Origin of the sequence: Paraburkholderia flava (assembly GCF_004359985.1) — a bacterium.
Lineage (GTDB): Bacteria > Pseudomonadota > Gammaproteobacteria > Burkholderiales > Burkholderiaceae > Paraburkholderia > Paraburkholderia flava.
In genome coordinates, this window is sequence record NZ_SMRO01000001.1 from 59,279 (window position 1) to 78,311 (window position 19,033).

Below are 19,033 nucleotides of genomic sequence, written 5' to 3' on the forward strand. Positions count from 1 at the left end.
CGAGCCTTAAAGCGTCTTGCCCGCTTCGAGCCAGCCGTTGATCACCGCGATCGCAGTCGACCGGTTATGCACGCCGAGCGCGCGGAAGATCACCGACAGATGCACCTTCACGGTCCCTTCGGCGACGCCGAGTTCACGCGCGATCATCTTGTTGGTCCAGCCGCGGTGCACGAGCCGCATGATGTCCTGTTGCCGTGGCGACAGGTTTTCCAGCAGATGCTGTTGATGCGGCTGCAGCGCAGTGACGACGGGTGCGGTCAACGGTTCGGTGAGCGATGCCGGCACTTCGACAGCAGCCTCACTACCCGTGGCGGTGTCCGGCCCTGAAGCGACTGCGTTTTGGCGTGTGCCGAGCAGACTCAGCGCTTCCATCGGCACGTACGCGCCACCGGACAGCACGAGTTCGATTGCCTTCAGCATCACGCTGGCAGGCTGGCGTTTCGGCACGAAGCCGAGCGCGCCGGCGGCGAGCACCGCGCGCATTTCGTCCGGCGATTCTTCGGCGGACAGTACGACGACCGGCAGTGCCGGGTTCGCCTTCAGCAGGATGGCGAGCGAAGGCGCACCGCCCATGCCGGGCATGTTCAGATCGACAATCGCGAGGTCGTGGTCCGCGTCGGGCCGCGCGGCGGCGGCGAGCGTTTCCCAGCTGTCGGCTTCGTCGAACTGGGCGTCGGGGTCGAGGCCACGCAAGAGGCCTTTGACACCCTGGCGGATCAGTTCATGATCGTCGGCCACAAGAAACTTCATGATGTCTCCGCGAGTCGGCGTTACCGGGTTATGTACGACTGTTGTTGTGCCGTTGCTGCCCGCTTTCTGCATGACGACCGCGACGCTGCCGACGCAGCGCAAGCATTGCACGCGGCATCGTGGCTCCGGCTCGGCACCGGTGCTCCGCGCCTCGCGTCGCGGTACTACAGCCCCTCGCGGGTCAGCACGTTTCCTTTACTGCTTGCGTGGCGGTGCGCATCGATTTTTTAACTGCGTCGATTGCTTACCGTCACTATCCGGCCCCGGGAGCCGATCGTTTTCGATCGGCTCCCGGCCTGGCGGCGCGGATACTCCCAGATGCCCGGTGAAGCAGTCTTGCGATCCGCTTCCGGACGACGGTCCCCGGTATTGTTGGCGTTCCCCGGTCCAACTGCAACAGTTTCTGTTCGTACGGTGATCTCCTCACGCGGCTGGCCCGATGCGTTGTCGTTCCATGCTGTGCGGTGCCGTTCGTGCTGTCGCTCGTCGCGCTTCCCCCGTCCCCCTTCGATCGACTTCCGAGACCGGCGACTGCCGGTTTCAAGAGCCTGTCTTCTAGACGAATCGCAAACGGCGATTTTTCAAGCAGGTTGCGTCGGACTCGAAGAAAATAGATGAAGAGCCGCCAACGCGGCTCACAACTGCGGAGAAGTGGATGAGATTCGATATCTTCGGACGTTACCGGATCGACGTGCGGCGCATCGATGGACGATGGAAGGTTCAGCGGCCCGGCAATGGTGTCGTGGGTGACGTCGACGACATCGTGATCCCCGACGATATCGACGAGCAGGACGTCGAGCAGTATCTGAACGACCTGCTGCATGAAGAGGCGACGCCGGGGACGGAGATTCGTCGCGTGTGAGTGTGCGTGTATGCCGGCGATGCGACGCAAACGCTTGCGCGTCGACGGCACTTACCGATGCACGTCCCGCAGCGGCCGTTACGCGACCGCGAACAGCGTCGCGTTCATCAATACCTTGAACGCGAACCCGAGCAGCATCGCCGCGCTCACGCCGCCGCACCACAGCGCGACGAACCAGATCCAGCGCGGCAGTTTCAACGACGCAACCCGCGAGACCGGTGCCGCAAGCCTAGTGATAATGCGCGTCGCCATGGCGAACCTTCCCTCGAAAGACCCAGTAACCGAGCGTCGTGTACGCGAGGATCACCGGCAGGATTACCGACGCGCCGATGAGCGTAAACACCTGGCTCGAACGCGGCGCGGCCGCTTCCCATAGCGTGACGCTCGACGGAATCGCGTACGGCCACAACGAGAACAGCAAGCCGACGTAGCCGAGCAATACGATTCCGAGCGCAGCGAAGAACGGCGTCATGTGATGCCGGCCGCGCACCGCGCGATGCATCAGGAACGCGCAGCCCGCGACGAGGAACGGCACCGGCATCAGACGATGCAGCAGCCCGTCGTGAAACCAGCGCGCGGCGATCTGCGGGTCCTGCAGCGGCGTCCACAGACTGACGATCGCAATGAAGCCGAGCAGCACGACGGTCAGCGGCCACACCACGCGATGCAGCCGGCGCTGCAAATCGCCTTCGGTCTTCGCGATCAGCCAGCAGCAGCCGAGCAGCGCATACGTTGCGACGAGCCCGAGGCCGGTCAGCAGACTGAACGGCGTGAGCCAGTCGAATGCACCGCCGGCATAGCTGCCGTCGACGACCGGAATGCCCTGCAGAAAAGCGCCCAATGCGACGCCCTGAAAAAACGCCGCGCCCGTCGACCCGCCGATGAACGCGAGGTCCCACAGATGCCGCGTGCGATTCGCCTTCGAGCGGATCTCGAACGACACGCCGCGAAAGATCAGACACGCGAGCATGAAGATGAGCGGCAGATACAACGCGGACAGCACGGTCGAGTAGACCGTCGGGAACACGGCGAACAGTCCGGCGCCGCCGAGCACGAGCCAGGTTTCGTTGCCGTCCCAGATGGGCGCGACGGTGTTCATCATCAGGTCGCGTTCGCGGCCGTCGGGAAAGAACGGAAACACGATGCCGATGCCGAGGTCGAAGCCGTCCAGCACGACGTATATGAAAAGGCCAAGCGCGATGATCGCGGCCCACACTACGGTTACATCCATGGCAATCTCCGAATCCGAATTCGAAAGCGAGTGGGGTCAGGCGGCAGACAGCGGACGGCGCGCGGTCGACGCGGCCTGTACCGCGTTCCCGATCTGCGGATCCTGTGAGTCATGTGGCTCCGCACCGGGCAGCGCAGGGCCGCCGCGCATCAGCTTGAGCATGTAGTAGATGCCGGTGCCGAACACGAGGAAGTACACGACCACGAACGCCATCAGCGAAATGCCGACCTGTTGCGCGGTGAGCGGCGACACCGCCTGCGACGTGCGCATCACGCCGTACACGACCCACGGCTGACGACCCACCTCGGTCGTGACCCACCCCGCGAGCAGCGTGACGAAACCGCTCGGACCCATCGCGACGGTGAGCCGCTGAAACCACTTCGCTTCGTACAGACGATCGCGCCGGCGCAGTACCCAGGCGATTCCCGCAAGCGCGATCATCAGCAGACCAAGGCCGACCATCACGCGGAAACTCCAGAACACGACCGTCGAATTGGGCCGGTCCTGCGGCGGGAATTCCTTCAGACCACGAATCTCGCCGTCCCAGCTATGCGTGAGAATCAGGCTGCCGAGATGCGGAATCGACACCGCGTACTTGGTCGTCTCGGCCTGCATGTCGGGGATGCCGAACAGGTTCAGCGCAGTGCCGCCTTTTTCGGTTTCCCACAGACCTTCGATCGCAGCGATCTTCGCCGGCTGATACTTGCGCGTATTGAGTCCATGCTGATCGCCGACGACAGCCTGCAACGGCGCAAGGACCAGCAGCATCCACAGCGCCATCGAGAACATCTTCTTCACGGCGGGGTCGCGCCGTCCCTTCAGCAGATGCCACGCACCGACCGCGGCGACGACCAGCGCCGCGACGATGAACGCCGCGATCGCCATGTGCGCGAGCCGGTACGGGAACGACGGATTGAAGATGATCTTGAACCAGTCGAGCGGCACGACGTGGCCGTTGACGACTTCGAAGCCTTGCGGCGTTTGCATCCAGCTATTCGACGCGAGGATCCAGAACGTCGAGATCAGCGTGCCGATCGCGACCATCAAGGTTGCAGCGAAGTGCGCGCGCGGACCGACGCGCTGCCAGCCGAACAGCATGATGCCGAGGAAGCCCGCTTCGAGAAAGAACGCGGTCATCACTTCGTACATCAGCAGCGGCCCGGTGACCGGACCCGCGAACGCGGAGAAGCCCGACCAGTTGGTGCCGAACTCGTAGCTCATCACGACGCCGGAGACGACTCCCATGCCGAAGGCCACTGCGAAGATCTTCGACCAGAACAGACAAAGATCCTTGTAGTAGGCCTTCTTGGTGCGCAGCCAGCGCCATTCGAGTACGGCGATGAAGCTTGCGAGACCGATACTCAGCGCCGGAAAAACGATGTGGAAAGAGACGGTGAATGCGAACTGGAGGCGCGCCAGATCGAATGCCGAAAGCGAGGTGTTCATATGCGTGAGACCGGAAACCGACTACGCGCGTCGACCGCTGTCGATGCGCACTGCGTTTCAGCAGATGCCGCCAGATTAGGGGATCACGGGTGTTTTTGCTGCGGCGCGCTGCGCGGCGAAAAGACGCAGAGGGGTGGTGGTTTGATGGGCTGGAAGGCGCGTAAACAATTGATCAGCTGTGATTTTTTGAATGTGCGTTGCGAGGATTGGGTGTGCGCTGTTGTGTGGGAAGTGCGGCAATACACCGCGCTGCAACAGACGGTGTGGGGAGGTGAGGCGGCTGTGGATGCGTGATGCGGGTTTCGATCAGCAGCTACGGACAATCGCAAGTTCGATGACATCGGATCCGAGGGCGGCAGATGACGACGTCTGTCGAAAAGGCGCTCATCATGTCGAGCAGATTCAGAAGCAGTAATCGAAGTGCGATGGAGTGTGTGTATGGAAGAGATCAAAACCGCCCGCTTCGACGCGACGGACTATCTTGATAGCGAAGAAGCGATTGCCGCGTACATCAACGCGGCGTGAAATCCCGATCTGCTCGTTGCAGCGATCGGCGATGTGGCCCGCGCGCGAGGCATGGCGAAAGTTGCCGCAGATGCGTGCTTCGGGCGGGAGAGCCTATACAAGACCAGGACGCACGAGTCCTAGCGTTCGTCACTCCACAACTTCCCCGCCGTCGCCCAGTTCTCGCGCTTCACGTCGGTGAGAATGATATCGACGCTATTCGGTTCGACACCGAGCGACTCGCACGTCGCACGCGTGATCGCTTCAACGAACTCGCGTTTCTGTTCGATGCTGCGGCCTTCGAACAGTTCGATACGAAACGTGGGCATGGCAGGCTCTCCTATGAAGTAAAAAGAAAACGTCACTCGCGATACGACGGATCGAGCCGGTCGAGTTTGCGCAGCAGCGCGGGCCACTCGAGCGCGCCTTCGATCGCGCCGCCGTCGAGCAGTTGCTCCGCCGTGCGCGCGGCGACCGCTTCGGACGGCAGCACGAGGTCCGCGTGTTCGGGGTCGCGCGCCTGCGCGAGCAGCTGGATTTCGCAGGCCTTCACGAGCGTCGCCATCAGCACGTACGCTTCGGCGACCGTGCGGCCGACCGTCAGCGTGCCGTGATTGCGCAACAGCATCGCGGGCTTGTCCGCGAGGTGCGCGACGAGGCGCTCGCCTTCGACCGGTGTGAACGCGAGGCTCTCGTAGTCGTGATACGCGAGCTGGCCGTGAAAGCGCAGCGCGTGCTGTGACGCGGGCAGCAGTCCCGCACGCTGGATCGATACCGCGATCCCAGCGGTGTTATGCAGATGCATCACGCAGAACGCGCCCGCACGCGCCGCATGCACGGCGGCGTGCAACGCGAAACCGGTCACGTTCACCGTGTGCTCGCTCGTGCCGACGATGTGTCCGGCGAGATCGATCTTCACGAGATTCGATGCGCTGACCTCGTCGAATGCGAAACCGAACGGGTTGATCAGGAAGTGGCCCGGCTCGCCCGGCACGCTCGCGGAGATGTGCGTGTAGATCAGATCGTCCCAGCCGTTGAGCGCGACGAGCCGGTAGGCAGCGGCGAGATCGATGCGCGTGCGGTGCTCGGCGTCGGTCATCGGGCCCGTCGCGGCGACGCGGCCGGCGGGCGTGTGGGCAAACGACATGTCGGTCTCCTCGTGATGCGCAGCGCGCTCATCGTGCGGGCGCGCTTTCAGTCTCGGTTCGTGCAGCATTCGCGATCCGCGAACGGTACAGCATCTGCAGGCTCCACGTCGCGACGACGAACGGTGCGGTCATCATCGGCCAGCCTGCGATGGTCGTCGCATGTTGCAGTATGGCAGCGAGCGCGGCACCGGCCAGCGCGTAGCCGAAGCCACGGTCCACGAGTGCGAGCGCCGCGAGCGCACCGTTGAATCCTAACAGGCCGGCGTCGAAAGACGATAGCGGCGTGCCGCACCACCACAGCACCGCGTTCGCAAGCACGGCGCCGACGAGCGCCGCGCATGCGTGGCGACGCGACGCCGCAGCGATACCCATGAGCACAAGCAGCCCCGGCAATGCGCCGGATGCGAACGCGGTCTGCGCGAAACTGGAGAGCACACCGCTCGCGATGCCGAGCGACGTCGTCACCGGCTGCACGGCGGGCGCGATGGTATCGACAGGTTCACGCAATAACGCGAGCCAGCCCCACGTGACGACAATGTACGGACTCGAATAAACCGCGAGACCTCGCATACGTAGCCAGCGCGACCACGGCGCCTGCAATACAGCCGCAGCGGTCGCCGACAGGATCGCGAGCGCGGTCGCGGTGGCTGGGTCCGCGACATATGAGAATGTGGCGAGCGCGGCCAGCGCGCCGTTGAAACCGTTCGCCCCGTCACGTGTGCATGCGTCGTCGTGGTTTATCAGCATTGCGACGACATTGGCGGTCGTCGCTCCGATCATCGCCGCGCACGCGAGACGTACGTTGCACACCAGCAGCGCGGCAAGCACGCACGCGCCGGTGAACGCATTCGGCTGCAGGACGATCTGACCGACGCTGCGCAACAGCGTGCGCAATGCGGGGGAATCGGTGTCGTGAGCGGCGGCGTGCATCGGAGGGGTGCAGTACGTGACCAGGCAAAAGCGCGAGCATAGGTCAACAACCGGCGATCCGGGATCGCGGCGCGATGATAGTGGCTATTTGCGAGGGCTTTTTGATCGTCATGGCAAGCGGCGCCGGTCGCGCTACCATGAACGCGGATTCCATCAGACACGAACGACGCGCTGGCAACCTCATTGCCGCGCACGCGTGTCGCAACCGGAAGAGGCAACGTCATGCGCGAAGTGCGTTGGGCATCGGAAGAGGGCGACGGCATCGAACATCTGGCATTCGACGCGCGGGCCGACGGCTTTTTTGTCGAAAGCGCGGTGGTCGGTCAGCGTTATGGCAAATCGTACGGGCTCTACTACACGGTGCGCTGCGACCCGCAATGGCGAGTCCGGCACACGTACCTGAAAATCGCAGGCGGCGGCGAGCTTGAACTGCATGGCGATGGGGAAGGGCATTGGCGCGACGGCCACGATCTCACGTTGAGCGCGCTCGAAGGCTGCATCGATATTGACATCGCGGCGACGCCGTTCACGAACACGCTGCCGATCCGTCGTCTGCAGCTGGCACCCGGCGAGCGCAAGCCGATCGCGGTCGCGTATATCGGCACGCCGGATCTCCAGGTCACGCGCGTCGAGCAGGCGTATGCGTGCCTCGACACGGATCGCGAGTATCGGTACGAGGGGATTTTCCGGAATTTCTCGGCGAATCTGCGCGTCGACGACGATGGGCTCGTCGTCGACTATCCGACGCTGTTCAGACGCCTGCCGTCCGTGCGTTGACTGCACCGCTGTCACGTTGCACGGCATGCTGGTCGACGAAGCGGCCGATGCCCGTGGCGATCCGCAACGGGTCGCGCAGCACGACCCAGTGGCTCGCGTCGATTTCTTCGCGCGTATAGCTGCCGAGCCAGCGTTCGAGCCCGAGTGATAGCGGCGGACCGACGTAGCGGTCGCGCATCGGCACGAGAAACTGCACCGGCGCATGCGCATGGCGCGCACGCGGATGCAGCAGACGCTCGATGAAATTCGCGCGGTACAGGTTCAGCCCGTTCAACGCGTTGCGCAGTTGCGCGGGGTCGCGCGGCGGGCGGATGCCTTCGGTCACACGCAGCCATAGCGGCCACATGCGCGCACCGCCTGCACGCCACACCAGCTCCGGCACCAGCGGCAGATGAAAGAAGAAAATGTACCAGGACTTCAGCATCTGGCGCAGCTTGCCGGGCTGTTTCGTCGTGCCGTCCGTACCCGAGCCGCGCAGCGCGCTCGATGCGTGATCGAGGCACGGTCCCGAGATCGACGTGTATGACGCGATGCGTCCGGCGAATGCGGGATCGGTGACGGCTTCCCAGCTCTGGATCGATCCCCAGTCGTGGGCGGCGAGGTGGAACGGTCGCGTGCCGCAGGTCGCATCCGCGACTGCGGCGAGATCGGCGGCGAGTCGTTCGAGCCGGTAGGCGCGACGTGCGCCGGGGCCTTCGGGCGCACCCGATGCACCCGCGCCGCGCACGTCGTACGCAATTACGCGATAGCGCGTGTCGAGCTGCGCGCGCACCGGTTCCCATACCGTCGCGGAATCCGGATAGCCGTGCACGAGGATAATCGGCGGCGCGTCGCGCGGGCCGCTCACGTACACGGCGAGCCGCACGTCGCCCGCGTCGACGACGAGCGTGTCGCGAATCATGCTGCTGACCCTGCCGCAGTCCGCACGCCGCGACGCGTTGCCTTCAGCGGCGGATGCTTCGCGTTGGCTTCATCGACTGCGGCAACCAGCCCGTCGATGCGTGCGAGTTGCGCACGATTGTCGTGATCCCACGGATGGAAGCCGGGCCGGAAGAAGCTCAGCCATTCGCCTGCGATACGCGGGAATACGCCATGTCGCGGACCGTACAGGAATTTCACGACCTCCCACATCCCGCGCAGATGACCGCCGCGTTTGCGGTCGGCGATCATCATACGGATGTGGTAGTCGAACACGATCAGCCAGAACACGACGGTGGTCATCAGCATCGTACCGGTGCGCAGCAGATAGCGGCCGAGCCCGGGCTTCACGACGGTGTTCCACACGTCGTATGAAACCGACTTGTGCTCGGTTTCCTCCAGCGCATGCCACGTCCACATCTGCTGATAGCCCTCGACCGATCCGCCGACGCGCGTCTCGTCTTCGAGCAGCAGACCCGCGAGCATCGCGGTGTAGTGCTCGAGTGCGACGGTCATCGCGAGCTGGCCTGCCGGCGGCAGTATCCTGCGATTGATGTTGAGAAACATCTCGAGGCGCTTGTCGAGCTTGTGCGCGGGCAGGCCGGCATTGTTCAGCAGATCGTTGTACTCGATGTGCTCGCGCGTGTGCATCGCTTCCTGACCGATGAAGCCGAGCACCTGTTTTTTCAGCACCGGATCGGTGATGCGGTCGCGATAGTGGCGCACGCTGTCCATGAAGAAGCGCTCGCCGGATGGAAACAGCAGCGACAGCGCGTTGAAGAAGTGCGTGACGTGCGAACCCTTCGCGTGCCAGTCGGACGCCCGCTCGGGCGGCAGTGCGAACCGGAGGTCGCGGCGAATCGGCATCATGGCTCTACTCCTTGTGGCGTGTTTGGTTCAGTTCGATTTTGTTCGTAGTGTTGCGGTGCTTGAGTGCTTCACGCGCGCCGGCTCGTCACCGCTGCTTCCGAACGCGCGGGCTTCTCCGCGATGCGTTTCATGCGGCGCGTTTGCAGCACGACCAGCGCCTGATAAGCGGAGGGCAGCGTGCGTGCGAGCCAGTCGGCGGCACGTGCGTCGCGGCCGATCAGCACGCGACGTTTGTTCTTGCGCACGCCGTCGAGAATCACGCGTGCGGCTTCGTCGGCGGTCGTGATGAAGAACTTCTCGAAGTCGTCCTTGCCTTGCTGTTCGTTCTCGATCATGAAGCCGACCATGTTCTGCGAGATGCGGCTCGACTGCGCGATCGACGTGCGGATGCCGCCCGGATGCACGCAGGTTGCGGAGACACCGCAGTTCATCAGATCGAGTTCCTGACGCAGCGACTCGGTAAAGCCGCGCACCGCGAACTTGGTCGCGTTGTAGCCACTCATGCCCGGTTGTGCGAAGAGTCCGAACACGCTCGACGTGTTGACGATGTGTCCGTTGCCCGACGCCTTCAGATGCGGCAAAAAGGCCTTCGTGCCGTGCACGACGCCCCAGAAGTTGATCCCGACGATCCATTCGAGATCGCTGTATTCCATGCCGTCGATCGTGCTCGACAGCGCGACGCCCGCGTTGTTGAACACGAGGTTCACGCGGTCGTGCTGCGCGACGGTTTCCGCGGCCCAGTCGAACATCGCAACGCGGTCGGAGACGTCGAGCACGCGCGTCGTGATGCGCAACGGCGCACCGACGACATTCGGCGCGGCGGCCTGCGCCAGTTGCGCGGTTTCTGCAAGGCTAGTGGCGTTGCGGTCCGCGAGCGACAGGTGGCAACCGTCGCGCGAGAGCGCGATGGCGAGCGAACGTCCCATGCCCGAACCGGCTCCGGTGATGGCGGCAACTCTATCGGTGAAATTTTTCATGGCTTGTCTCCACTCTCTCTTTGTCGTTCGAATGTCCGAATGTCGTGTACGAGTTACGTTGCTTCGGCTGAAGCAGGTGCGGCGCTACCGTGAGCCGCCACCGCATGAACCGGCACCGCCGGCTGCGCAGTCGGCGCATATGCAAAGTAATCGTCCATGCTGAACGTGCTCGTCGCGCGGCGGAAACGCCACGTGAAGCCCGGCCACAACGTCGTGTTCTTGCCGGTATTCGGATCGAGGTACCAGCTCTTGCAGCCGCCGATCGACCAGATCGCGCGGCCGAGCTGCTGCTGGATGCGCTCGTTGTACGCGCGCTCCACGTGCGGCCGCACTTCGATCGCGGCGGCGCGTTCGGTGCGCATCGTGTTCAGCGCGCGCAGGATGTACTCGACCTGCGACTCGATCATGTACACCATCGAGTTATGTCCGAGACCCGTGTTCGGACCGACGATCATGAAGAAGTTCGGATAGCCAGGCAGCGTTGTACCGAGGTACGCATGCGCACCGTCGCGCCACGTATCGACGATGTCGACACCGCCGCGTCCACGCACGACTCCGCGCGGGAACGGATCGGCGACCTGGAAGCCTGTGCCGAAGATCACGCAGTCGACCGGATGACGTACGCCGTCCGCAGTGACCACCGCGTCGCGATCGATCCGCGTGATCGCGGTCGTCTCGACCGATACGTTCGCGCGGGACAGTGCCGGGAAATAGTCGTTCGAGATCAGCACGCGCTTGCAGCCGATCGTGTAGTCGGGCGTGAGCGTCGCGCGCAGTTGCGGGTCGGGCACCTGACGACGCAAATGCCGCTCGGCAATCTTCTGCACGGTCTTCATCAGCGACGGATGCACGGCGAACCCGAGCGCGCGCGATTCGAGCATCCAGTAGAGGCCCGCACGCATGATCTTCTGCGTGAACGGCAGATGCCTGAAGAGCCATTGTTCGAGCGGCTTCACTGCGCGATCGGCCTTCGGCATGATCCACGGCGGCGTGCGCTGGAACAGTTCGAGCTGCGCGACGCGCGGAGCGATCTGCGGAACGAACTGGATCGCGCTCGCGCCGGTGCCGATCACCGCGACGCGCTTGCCTTCGAGCGCATACGCGTGGTCCCACTGCTGCGAGTGAAAAGCCTTGCCCTCGAACGTGTCGAGACCCGGGATGTCCGGCAACGCCGCGCGCGACAGACCGCCCATGCCCGACACCAGCACGCGCGCCGACCATTGCTGACCGTTCGCGAACGCAAGTTGCCAGCGATGCCGCGTTTCGTCGTAGATCGCGCTGACCAGTTCATGACCAAAGCGCAGATGACGCCGCACGCCGAAGCGATCGGTGCATTCCTCGAGATATGAACGGATTTCCGGTTGCCGCGCGAACATCCGCGTCCAGCGCGGATTCGGGGCAAACGAGAACGAGTAGACGTGCGACTGCACATCGCATGCGCAGCCCGGATAGTGATTGTCGCGCCACGTGCCGCCGACCGACTCGGCCTTCTCGGCAATCATGAAGTCGGTCTGGCCGCTTTGACGCAGCCGGATCGCCATCCCGAGGCCCGCAAAACCGGAGCCGATGATTGCGATATCGGTATCGATGGACGCGGCGGCGTCCGGAGGCATCGTGCGTGCGTTCATCCGGCCTGTCTCCTTTACCCACTCATAACTGTTACATTGAATGATGTAACGATAAGGGCGAAGGCCGTCCTGCGCAAGAGGCGGTTTAGACGGGTGACTCTATGGGGGATCGAACGGCGCGCGGCCTTACCAGGTAAGGCCGGCGGGGTGGCCGCTAGTTCTTTTTGCCCTTGCCGGGCGTGCGGGCGGTCGATGCGCCGGCTTCGTCGTGCGGGTGGCCGAGCTTTTCCATGATGCCCGCGACGCGGTCGCCGAGGTAGTCGCCGGACGCTTCTTCCAGTGCGCGGTTCATCTCCGTTTCGACGAGCACCATGCTGAGCGGCCGGATCCGCCAGATCGCTTCGACCAGCGCCGGCACTTCGGCGACGGGCGGCAGCGCGCCGGCTTCGTAGCGGTCGAGTTGCCGCACGACCAGATCGACCATCGTCTTCGCGATCGCGTTGAAGTGCGCGCGCGATTCGCGCATCGCGTCGAGCAGGTCGGCGGTCGGCACGCCTTCGCGCGCCATCGTCGCGCCCGCGTTCAGCGCGGCCGGACTGCGCGCGACGAACGACAATCCTTCGCGTTCGAGGAGCCCGAGTTCGACGGCTTTCGCGAGGACGGCCGGCGATGCCTTGCCGCCGAACATCTGCGCGAGTTCGAGCAGCGAGTATTTCTTCGGATGCTCGCGCGACCAGCGACTGCCGATCGCCGTTTCGAGCCCGAGGATCGAACGCAGATCGTGGCCTTCGTCGACTGCCTTGATCAGATCCTGGATGTTCGCGAGCGTGTAGCCGCGCGCGAGCAGGTGATTGATCAGCTTGAGACGTGACACATGCGTGTCATCGTAGACGCCGACGCGGCCGCGTTTTTCCGGCGGCGCCAGCAGACCGCGATCCTGATACGCGCGCACGTTGCGGACCGTGGTGTCGCTCACGCGCGCGAGTTCGTCGACGGTGTACTCGTTGCGCGGCGCCGTGGGCGCCGGCTCGGCGGGGAGTGATGTCTTGGGCATACGGCGATTTTACCGTGCGGGGTGCGCGGGCGTCAGTACATTGAATGTGCGGTAACGAATCGCGCGTCCCTGCATGCTCGCGATCGGCTGCGTATTACGGATGGGAGTACAGGCTTTGATCGGGGAGCCGGCGGGTCATGTGGCGGCGGTGCTTTTTCAGTCGCTGCCTTGGCGGGCGCTTTGCGGGTTTCGCGGTCTGATGCGGCTGCTGGGCTTGCGGAGCGGGTTGGGCCTGCTGCGTCTGTGTGGGCTGCGGTGCGGATTGCGGCACAGGCGTCAGCGACGATTGTCCTTCGCCGAACCGATAGGTCTGCGATGTCTGCGAGTGCGCGACGAGCGGAGTCGTCGACAGTGCGAATGCGGCGACCGCGACGTAGCGCGAAAGAAGAGGCGAAAGCTTCACGGGTGCTCCTGTTCGGCAAAGACGTGCAGGATACCGTACCGCTGCGGTCGTCCGTTTCCAGAGCCAGTGGTGCGAAAGGTGAGACTGTCCAGGAGGTGCGCTTCTACGGCCCGCACAACGTGCGCGAAACAAGACCGAAGCGGGAAAGGTGAGCGTTCCCAGGAGGTGACGTGCGAGTGACGCGAATGCGATCGGACGTGACACACGAACGGTGAGACGATCCAGGAGAGGACGCGATGCCTTCGATGCGTGCGAGGCCCGTGCGACCAGGTGTTGCGGTCCGTTTGCGTTACAGCGCTACCGTATCGTCATCGATTACGTTCGACGCGAAAGGTGAGACGTTCCAGGAGAACAAGCAGCTTGCGAAAGAGCGAAAGGTGAGCGCGTCCAGGAGATGGCAGGAGAGGGTCTCTCAACGTGAAAAGCTCGGGAAAAACGCGAAAGGTGAGACTGTCCAGGAGGTGACATGCGTGACGTGCGCATGCACGCCACGCATGCGTAGGCCTAGTCGCTCAGCCCCGCACAGGCGCCGTACTACGCGCAAACTTCCGCGCCCCTGCCACACACGCGACGACAGCCACCGTCACCGCGATCATCGCGGGCGGCACCGGCTCGTGCAGCAGCAGCGATGCAAGCAGCAGCCCGAAGAACGGCTGCAGCAACTGCAGTTGACCCACCCCGGCAATACCGCCCAGCGCGAGCCCGCGATACCAGAACACGAAGCCGATCAGCATGCTGAACAGCGACACGTACGCGAGACCCCACAACGCGGCGTGGCTCACGCCGTCGAGTGTCGCGGGGCGCATCCACCACGCGAGCGGCAGCATCGCGGGCAATGACAGCACCAGCGCCCATGAAATCACCTGCCAGCCGCCGAGATGCCGCGACAGCCGCGCGCCTTCCGCGTAACCGAGACCGCAGACGACGATCGCCGCCAGCATCAGCGCGTCGCCCACCGGCGATGCGTTGATGCCGTCGCGGATCGCGAACGCGACGACTGCCGCGCTGCCGAGTGCCGAGAAAAACCAGAACGCAGGCTGCGGTCGTTCGCCGGCGCGTATCACGCCGAAGATCGCGGTCGCGAGCGGCAGCAGTCCGACGAACACGATCGCATGTGCGGACGTAATGTGACGCAGCGCGAGTGCGGTCAGCAACGGGAAGCCGACCACCACGCCGAGCGCGACGATCAGCAGCGGCACGATATCGCGGCGCGCCGGTCGGCTCTCGCGGAATACGACGAGCAGACCGAGCGCGAGCACGCCGGCAATCGCCGCGCGCGCGAGCGTCAGGAACAACGGGTCGAGTCCCTGCACGGCCAGTCGCGTGGCCGGCAGCGAGCCGCTGAAAATCAGCACGCCCAGGAACCCGCTCAACCAGCCGTTCGTCGTCTTGTCCATCTGGATGTTCCTGTTATGCCTCGTTGCGCCTTTTCAGGCTGAAACGGGAAGCATCCGCCGTCGCAGCTAAAAAGGTAAGCTACGCTTGAAGACAATTCATTCGAACTGTACTTACGAAGGAGCAGTACAGATGGCGGAAGACAATCCGGACACCACGCCCGCGTCCGGCACCCGGGTGAGCGCGGTGATGGGCTCGTTGCGCGAGCGGATCGCGAACCGCTCGCTGATGCCCGGCGCGCGCGTGCCGTCGTTGCGTACGATGACGGGCACCCTCGGCGTGTCGAAATCGACGGTGGTCGAAGCGTACGATCGCCTCGTCGCCGAAGGCGTGCTGGTCGCGCGGCGCGGGTCGGGGTTTTTCGTGTCGGGGCATGCGCCGCCGTTCACGCTCGCCGATCTTGGGCCGCGTCTTGATCGAGCGGTCGATCCGCTGTGGCTCACGCGGCAGTCGCTCGAAGCCGACGATCGTGCGCTGAAACCGGGTTGCGGCTGGTTGCCCGCGTCGTGGCTGCCGGAGGATGGCGTGCGCCGCGCGCTGCGCGCGATCGCACGCGACCCGGCCGCGCCGCTCGCCGACTATGCGGTGCCGTCGGGTCTGCCGGCGCTGCGTCAGCAGCTTGCGTGGCGGCTCGCGCAGCACGGCACCGAAGCGCCGCCCGAGCAGATCGTGCTGACCGATTGCGGCACCCAGGCGCTCGATCTCGTGTGCCGCTTTTTGCTCGAGCCCGGCGACACCGTGCTGATCGACGATCCGTGCTACTTCAATTTTCATGCGCTGCTGCGCACGCATCGCGCGCGCGTCGTCGGCGTGCCGTATACGCCGAACGGGCCGGATCTGGCGAGCTTCGAGCGCGCGCTTATCGAGCATCGGCCGCGGCTCTACGTGACCAACTCGGCGCTGCACAATCCGACTGGCGCGACGCTCGCGCCGGCAGTCGCGCATCGCGTGCTGAAACTGGCCGGCGAGCACGATCTGCTGATCGTCGAGGACGATATTTTCGCGGACTTCGAGAGCGATTTCGCGCCGCGTCTCGCGGCGTTCGACGGGTTGTCGCGGGTCGTATCGATCGGCAGTTTCTCGAAGACGCTGTCGGCGGCGGTGCGCTGCGGTTATATCGCGGCAAGGGCCGACTGGATCGAGCCGCTCGTCGACCTGAAGCTCGCGACGTCGTTCGGCAACGGGCAACTGACAGCGAGCGTCGTGCATCGATTGCTGGTCGACGGTACGTACCGGCGGCATCTCGAGACGCTGCATGCAAAGCTCGCCGACGCGATGGGCGAGACCGTGCGCCGGCTCACTGCGGCCGGCGTCGGAATCTGGACGCGGCCGCGCGGCGGTCTGTTCGTGTGGGCGAGCCTGCCCGACGGGCTCGATGCGGCGGAGGTCGCGCGTCACGCGCTCGGCGCGAACGTCGTGTTCGCGCCGGGGAATGTGTTCAGCGTGTCGCAGAGCGCGGGCAATTTCCTGCGTTTCAACGTGTCGCAGTGCAATCGTCCGAAGGTCTACGATACGCTGCAGCGCGCGATGGAGGCGGCGACGAAATCGCGCGGGCGCGTCTGACGCTGCTGGAAACGCGCGGTCACCGCTTGCGCAACGGATGATCCACCAGCAGCCACGACAGCGCGAACGCAATCGCCATCACGCACGCGGCGACGAAATACACCGTGTGCAGCGCGCCCGCGAAAGCCTGCAGATAATCGCTACGTAGCGCAGCGGGTAACTGATGGATCGTCGCCGGACTGAGCGTATGCGGCAGTTCGGTGCCCGCGGGGATGAGCGTTTCGAGCCGCGACGTGAGGCCGTTCGAGAACACCGCGCCGAACACCGCGACGCCGACCGAGCCGCCGATCGAGCGGAACAGCGTCGCCCCCGACGTCGCGACACCCATGTGCTGCGGCGCGACCGTGTTCTGCACCGCGAGTATCAACACCTGCATCACCATCCCGAGCCCGCAGCCGAGCAGCGCCATGTACGCGTACATCACGGAGAACGGCGCATCGATGGTCAGCGTCGCGAGCAGCAGCATCGCGATAGCAGCGAGCAGCGTGCCGGCGATCGGAAACATCCGGTACTTGCCGATCCGGCTGATCAGACGGCCGGCGACTACCGACATCGCGAGCATGCCGCCCATCATCGGCAGCAACTGCATGCCGGCTTGCGTCGGCGTCGAGCCCTTGACCACCTGCAGGTACAGCGGCAGGAACGTCACCGAGCCGAACAGCGACACGCCGACGATGAACCCGATCAGGCTCGACAGCACGAACGTGCGCTCGCGGAAGAGGGTGAGCGGCATCAACGGTTCGACCGCGAGCCGTTCTTCATAGACGAAGCCGCCGATCGAGATCAGCCCCATCGCGAGCACACACCAAAGTTCCGCCGACGACCACGGCAGCGTCGTGCCGCCGAGGCTCGTGAACAGGATGATGCAGGTGAGCGCGGTGGCGAGGAACGCGGCGCCCATGTAGTCGATCGTGTGCTTCACGTGCGCGGTGCGCGGCTTGAACACCGCGCCGATCACGACGAGCGCGGCCACGCCGAGCGGCACGTTGATGTAGAAAATCCAGCGCCACGACAGATGCTCGACGAGAAAGCCGCCGAGCAGCGGACCGACCACCGTCGCGAGACCGAACACGCCGCCGAACACGCCCTGATAGCGGCCGCGTTCGGCCGGCGGTACGACGTCGGCGATCGCGGCCATCGTGATGACGAGCAGACCGCCGCCGCCGAGCCCCTGTAACGCGCGCAGCAGGATCAGCTGGGTCATGTTCTGCGCGACGCCGCACAGCGCCGAGCCGACGAGGAAGATGCCGATCGCCGCCTGCAGCACGACCTTGCGGCCGAACAGGTCGCCGAATTTGCCGTACAGCGGCACTACGATCGTCGATGTGAGCAGGTACGCGGTCACGACCCACGACAGGTTCTGCAACCCGCCCAGCTCGCCGACGATGGTGGGCAACGCAGTCGACACGATGGTCTGGTCGAGCGCGGCCAGCAGCATGACGAGCAGCAGCGCGGGGAACAGCAGGCGCAGCGGCGGATGCCCGTGACCGCCGGCAGCGGCCCCGGACGAGGGGGCCGGCGGCGAAACCGGCGAAGAAAGCGTGGCGTCGGGACTCATGGCAGGGTAGCCTTGAATTTAATTAACTTGCAGATTAATATATTCGAAGATCGTTGAGGCGTCAAATGGAACGTATGATTGAGGGTATGACTACGACCCGCACGAACGCTGCACAGCCTGCTGTCAAACCGAAAGCAGCCGCGCCCGCGCCCGCTCGCCGGCCGGGGCGGCCGGCCGGCAGTGCACGCGGACCCGAGCAGCGTGGACGGCTGCTCGACGTTGCGCTCGCGCTGTTCGCCGAGCGCGGCATCCTCGACACCACGCTGGGCGAGATCGCCCGCGAGGCCGGCTTCACGCCGGCGATGGTGCATTACTACTTCAAGACCCGCGACCAGTTGCTCGACGTGCTGATCGACGAGCGTTTCGTACCGTTGCGTGCCGAGCTGGGCAGCCCGTTTCGTGAGCATCCGGATGATCCGGTCGCGGCCATCGCGCACCTGGCGCAACGGCTCATCGATGTCGCGACGCATTACCCGTGGTTCGCACCGCTGTGGGTGCGCGAGGTGATCAGCGAAGGCGGGCTGTTGAAGCAGCGGATGCACGAACGCTTCGGCACCGCGCATCAGCGGGCCGCGCTCGCGGCGATCAGGAAGTGGCAGCGGGAAGGGCGGCTCGATCGCGACCTCGTGCCTTCGCTGGTGTTCACGTCCGTGCTTGGGCTGACGATCGTGCCGCTCGCGATGTCGAAGACGTGGCGCAACGATCCGGTGCGCAAGTCGCTGAGCGCGGACGACATTGCGCGTCATGCGGTCGCGTTGTTGACGCGTGGGGTTGCGCCGCGTTAGTTCTTACCGCGCGTTTCCGTTCGAAACGGTTGTCATGTCGATGCGTCCGGTTCGCTCTCCGACGGGCGCCCCCCCGTTCTTCCTGCGTACAGACAGTCGCAAACGAATCACCCAACGAGCATTGACTCACCCTCCGACCCCACGCAGACCTAAAGGTTTGTAAGTTCGTGCCGTAAAGAAGCGAACGCCTGCAGCAAACGTTTGCTGCACAACCCGCGCCGGTACGTACCGGCGTCCTTGTGTAGCGCGTTCGCTGGCCGACTGCTTTCCGGCCATTGCGGCTTTCCGGACCTT

Annotated in this window: 20 protein-coding genes and 1 pseudogene; 6 read left to right on the forward strand and 15 right to left on the reverse strand. The window is 64.6% G+C overall.

The features are described 5' to 3' along the window. Positions 1-6: 6 nt before the first annotated feature. The gene (locus E1748_RS00255) at positions 7-750 is read right to left on the reverse strand and encodes a response regulator transcription factor (protein ID WP_133645158.1); all 744 of its coding nucleotides are present in this window, start codon (positions 748-750) and stop codon (positions 7-9) included. 655 nt (positions 751-1,405) lie between these two features. Here E1748_RS00255 and E1748_RS00260 point away from each other — a divergent pair. Then, positions 1,406-1,612, forward strand: a complete 207-nt coding sequence (locus E1748_RS00260) for a DUF7661 family protein (RefSeq protein ID WP_133645159.1) — start codon at positions 1,406-1,408, stop codon at positions 1,610-1,612. A 78-nt stretch (positions 1,613-1,690) separates the two neighbouring features. Here E1748_RS00260 and E1748_RS31395 read toward each other — a convergent pair whose 3' ends face one another. Genes E1748_RS31395 through E1748_RS00270 form a run of 3 tightly spaced genes read right to left on the reverse strand, consistent with a single transcriptional unit; the run spans position 1,691 to position 4,289 of the window. Next, positions 1,691-1,864, reverse strand: a complete 174-nt coding sequence (locus E1748_RS31395) for a hypothetical protein (RefSeq protein WP_166653486.1) — start codon at positions 1,862-1,864, stop codon at positions 1,691-1,693. Next, positions 1,842-2,843 (reverse strand): cytochrome d ubiquinol oxidase subunit II, encoded by a 1,002-nt coding sequence (gene cydB / locus E1748_RS00265; RefSeq protein ID WP_133645160.1) that lies wholly within the window; start codon positions 2,841-2,843, stop codon positions 1,842-1,844. The genes E1748_RS31395 and cydB overlap by 23 nt, the downstream gene beginning before the upstream one ends. A 36-nt stretch (positions 2,844-2,879) precedes the next feature. Beyond that, the gene (locus tag E1748_RS00270; RefSeq protein WP_133645161.1) at positions 2,880-4,289 is read right to left on the reverse strand and encodes a cytochrome ubiquinol oxidase subunit I; all 1,410 of its coding nucleotides are present in this window, start codon (positions 4,287-4,289) and stop codon (positions 2,880-2,882) included. Between E1748_RS00270 and E1748_RS00275 the strand changes: the two genes are divergently transcribed. Then, entirely contained in the window at positions 4,290-4,583 is a 294-nt protein-coding gene (locus E1748_RS00275; RefSeq protein ID WP_133645162.1) for a hypothetical protein, read from the forward strand. A 144-nt stretch (positions 4,584-4,727) separates the two neighbouring features. After that, positions 4,728-4,919 (forward strand): annotated as a pseudogene (locus E1748_RS31670) (addiction module antidote protein); the annotation flags it as partial. A gap of 14 nt (positions 4,920-4,933) precedes the next feature. Here E1748_RS31670 and E1748_RS00285 read toward each other — a convergent pair. From E1748_RS00285 to E1748_RS00295, 3 genes are read right to left on the reverse strand one after another with little or no spacing between them, the layout of a single operon-like run. Continuing rightward, positions 4,934-5,122 carry a 4-oxalocrotonate tautomerase gene (locus tag E1748_RS00285; RefSeq protein ID WP_133645163.1) on the reverse strand — a complete coding sequence of 63 codons (189 nt, stop codon included), beginning with the start codon at positions 5,120-5,122 and terminating at the stop codon, positions 4,934-4,936. 32 nt (positions 5,123-5,154) lie between these two features. Continuing rightward, positions 5,155-5,940 (reverse strand): class II aldolase/adducin family protein, encoded by a 786-nt coding sequence (locus E1748_RS00290; RefSeq protein ID WP_133645164.1) that lies wholly within the window; start codon positions 5,938-5,940, stop codon positions 5,155-5,157. A 28-nt stretch (positions 5,941-5,968) separates the two neighbouring features. Next, positions 5,969-6,871, reverse strand: coding sequence for an urea transporter (locus E1748_RS00295; RefSeq protein ID WP_133645165.1), 903 nt, complete (start codon positions 6,869-6,871; stop codon positions 5,969-5,971). A 222-nt stretch (positions 6,872-7,093) separates the two neighbouring features. Here E1748_RS00295 and E1748_RS00300 point away from each other — a divergent pair, with 222 nt between their 5' ends. Continuing rightward, a complete protein-coding gene (locus E1748_RS00300) occupies positions 7,094-7,648 on the forward strand; it encodes a putative glycolipid-binding domain-containing protein (protein ID WP_133645166.1) in 555 nt (184 codons plus the stop codon). On the opposite strand, the gene E1748_RS00305 is transcribed toward E1748_RS00300, so the two are convergent. From E1748_RS00305 to E1748_RS00335, 7 genes are all read right to left on the reverse strand, one after another. Further along, a complete protein-coding gene (locus E1748_RS00305) occupies positions 7,623-8,549 on the reverse strand; it encodes an alpha/beta fold hydrolase (RefSeq protein WP_133645167.1) in 927 nt (308 codons plus the stop codon). The two genes, E1748_RS00300 and E1748_RS00305, sit on opposite strands and share 26 nt — an antisense overlap. After that, positions 8,546-9,436, reverse strand: coding sequence for a metal-dependent hydrolase (locus E1748_RS00310; RefSeq protein ID WP_133645168.1), 891 nt, complete (start codon positions 9,434-9,436; stop codon positions 8,546-8,548). Before E1748_RS00310 ends, E1748_RS00305 begins: the two co-directional genes overlap by 4 nt. A gap of 68 nt (positions 9,437-9,504) precedes the next feature. Beyond that, positions 9,505-10,413, reverse strand: a complete 909-nt coding sequence (locus E1748_RS00315) for an SDR family NAD(P)-dependent oxidoreductase (protein ID WP_133645169.1) — start codon at positions 10,411-10,413, stop codon at positions 9,505-9,507. Positions 10,414-10,466: 53 nt separating this feature from the next. Then, positions 10,467-12,041 (reverse strand): flavin-containing monooxygenase, encoded by a 1,575-nt coding sequence (locus E1748_RS00320; RefSeq protein ID WP_133645170.1) that lies wholly within the window; start codon positions 12,039-12,041, stop codon positions 10,467-10,469. Between the two features lie 154 nt (positions 12,042-12,195). Further along, on the reverse strand, positions 12,196-13,035 hold the full coding sequence (locus E1748_RS00325; protein WP_133645171.1) for a MerR family transcriptional regulator: 840 nt from the start codon (positions 13,033-13,035) through the stop codon (positions 12,196-12,198). A 94-nt stretch (positions 13,036-13,129) separates the two neighbouring features. Beyond that, the gene (locus E1748_RS00330; protein WP_133645172.1) at positions 13,130-13,438 is read right to left on the reverse strand and encodes a hypothetical protein; all 309 of its coding nucleotides are present in this window, start codon (positions 13,436-13,438) and stop codon (positions 13,130-13,132) included. Between the two features lie 512 nt (positions 13,439-13,950). Beyond that, positions 13,951-14,835, reverse strand: coding sequence for a DMT family transporter (locus E1748_RS00335; RefSeq protein WP_133645173.1), 885 nt, complete (start codon positions 14,833-14,835; stop codon positions 13,951-13,953). Between the two features lie 130 nt (positions 14,836-14,965). On the opposite strand from E1748_RS00335, the gene E1748_RS00340 reads away from it, so the two are divergent. Next, on the forward strand, positions 14,966-16,396 hold the full coding sequence (locus E1748_RS00340) for an aminotransferase-like domain-containing protein (protein ID WP_133645174.1): 1,431 nt from the start codon (positions 14,966-14,968) through the stop codon (positions 16,394-16,396). A 19-nt stretch (positions 16,397-16,415) separates the two neighbouring features. On the opposite strand, the gene E1748_RS00345 is transcribed toward E1748_RS00340, so the two are convergent. Next, positions 16,416-17,954, reverse strand: coding sequence for an MDR family MFS transporter (locus E1748_RS00345; RefSeq protein WP_133645175.1), 1,539 nt, complete (start codon positions 17,952-17,954; stop codon positions 16,416-16,418). A gap of 86 nt (positions 17,955-18,040) precedes the next feature. On the opposite strand from E1748_RS00345, the gene E1748_RS00350 reads away from it, so the two are divergent. Next, positions 18,041-18,739, forward strand: coding sequence for a TetR/AcrR family transcriptional regulator (locus E1748_RS00350; protein WP_240766209.1), 699 nt, complete (start codon positions 18,041-18,043; stop codon positions 18,737-18,739). Positions 18,740-19,033: the final 294 nt, after the last annotated feature.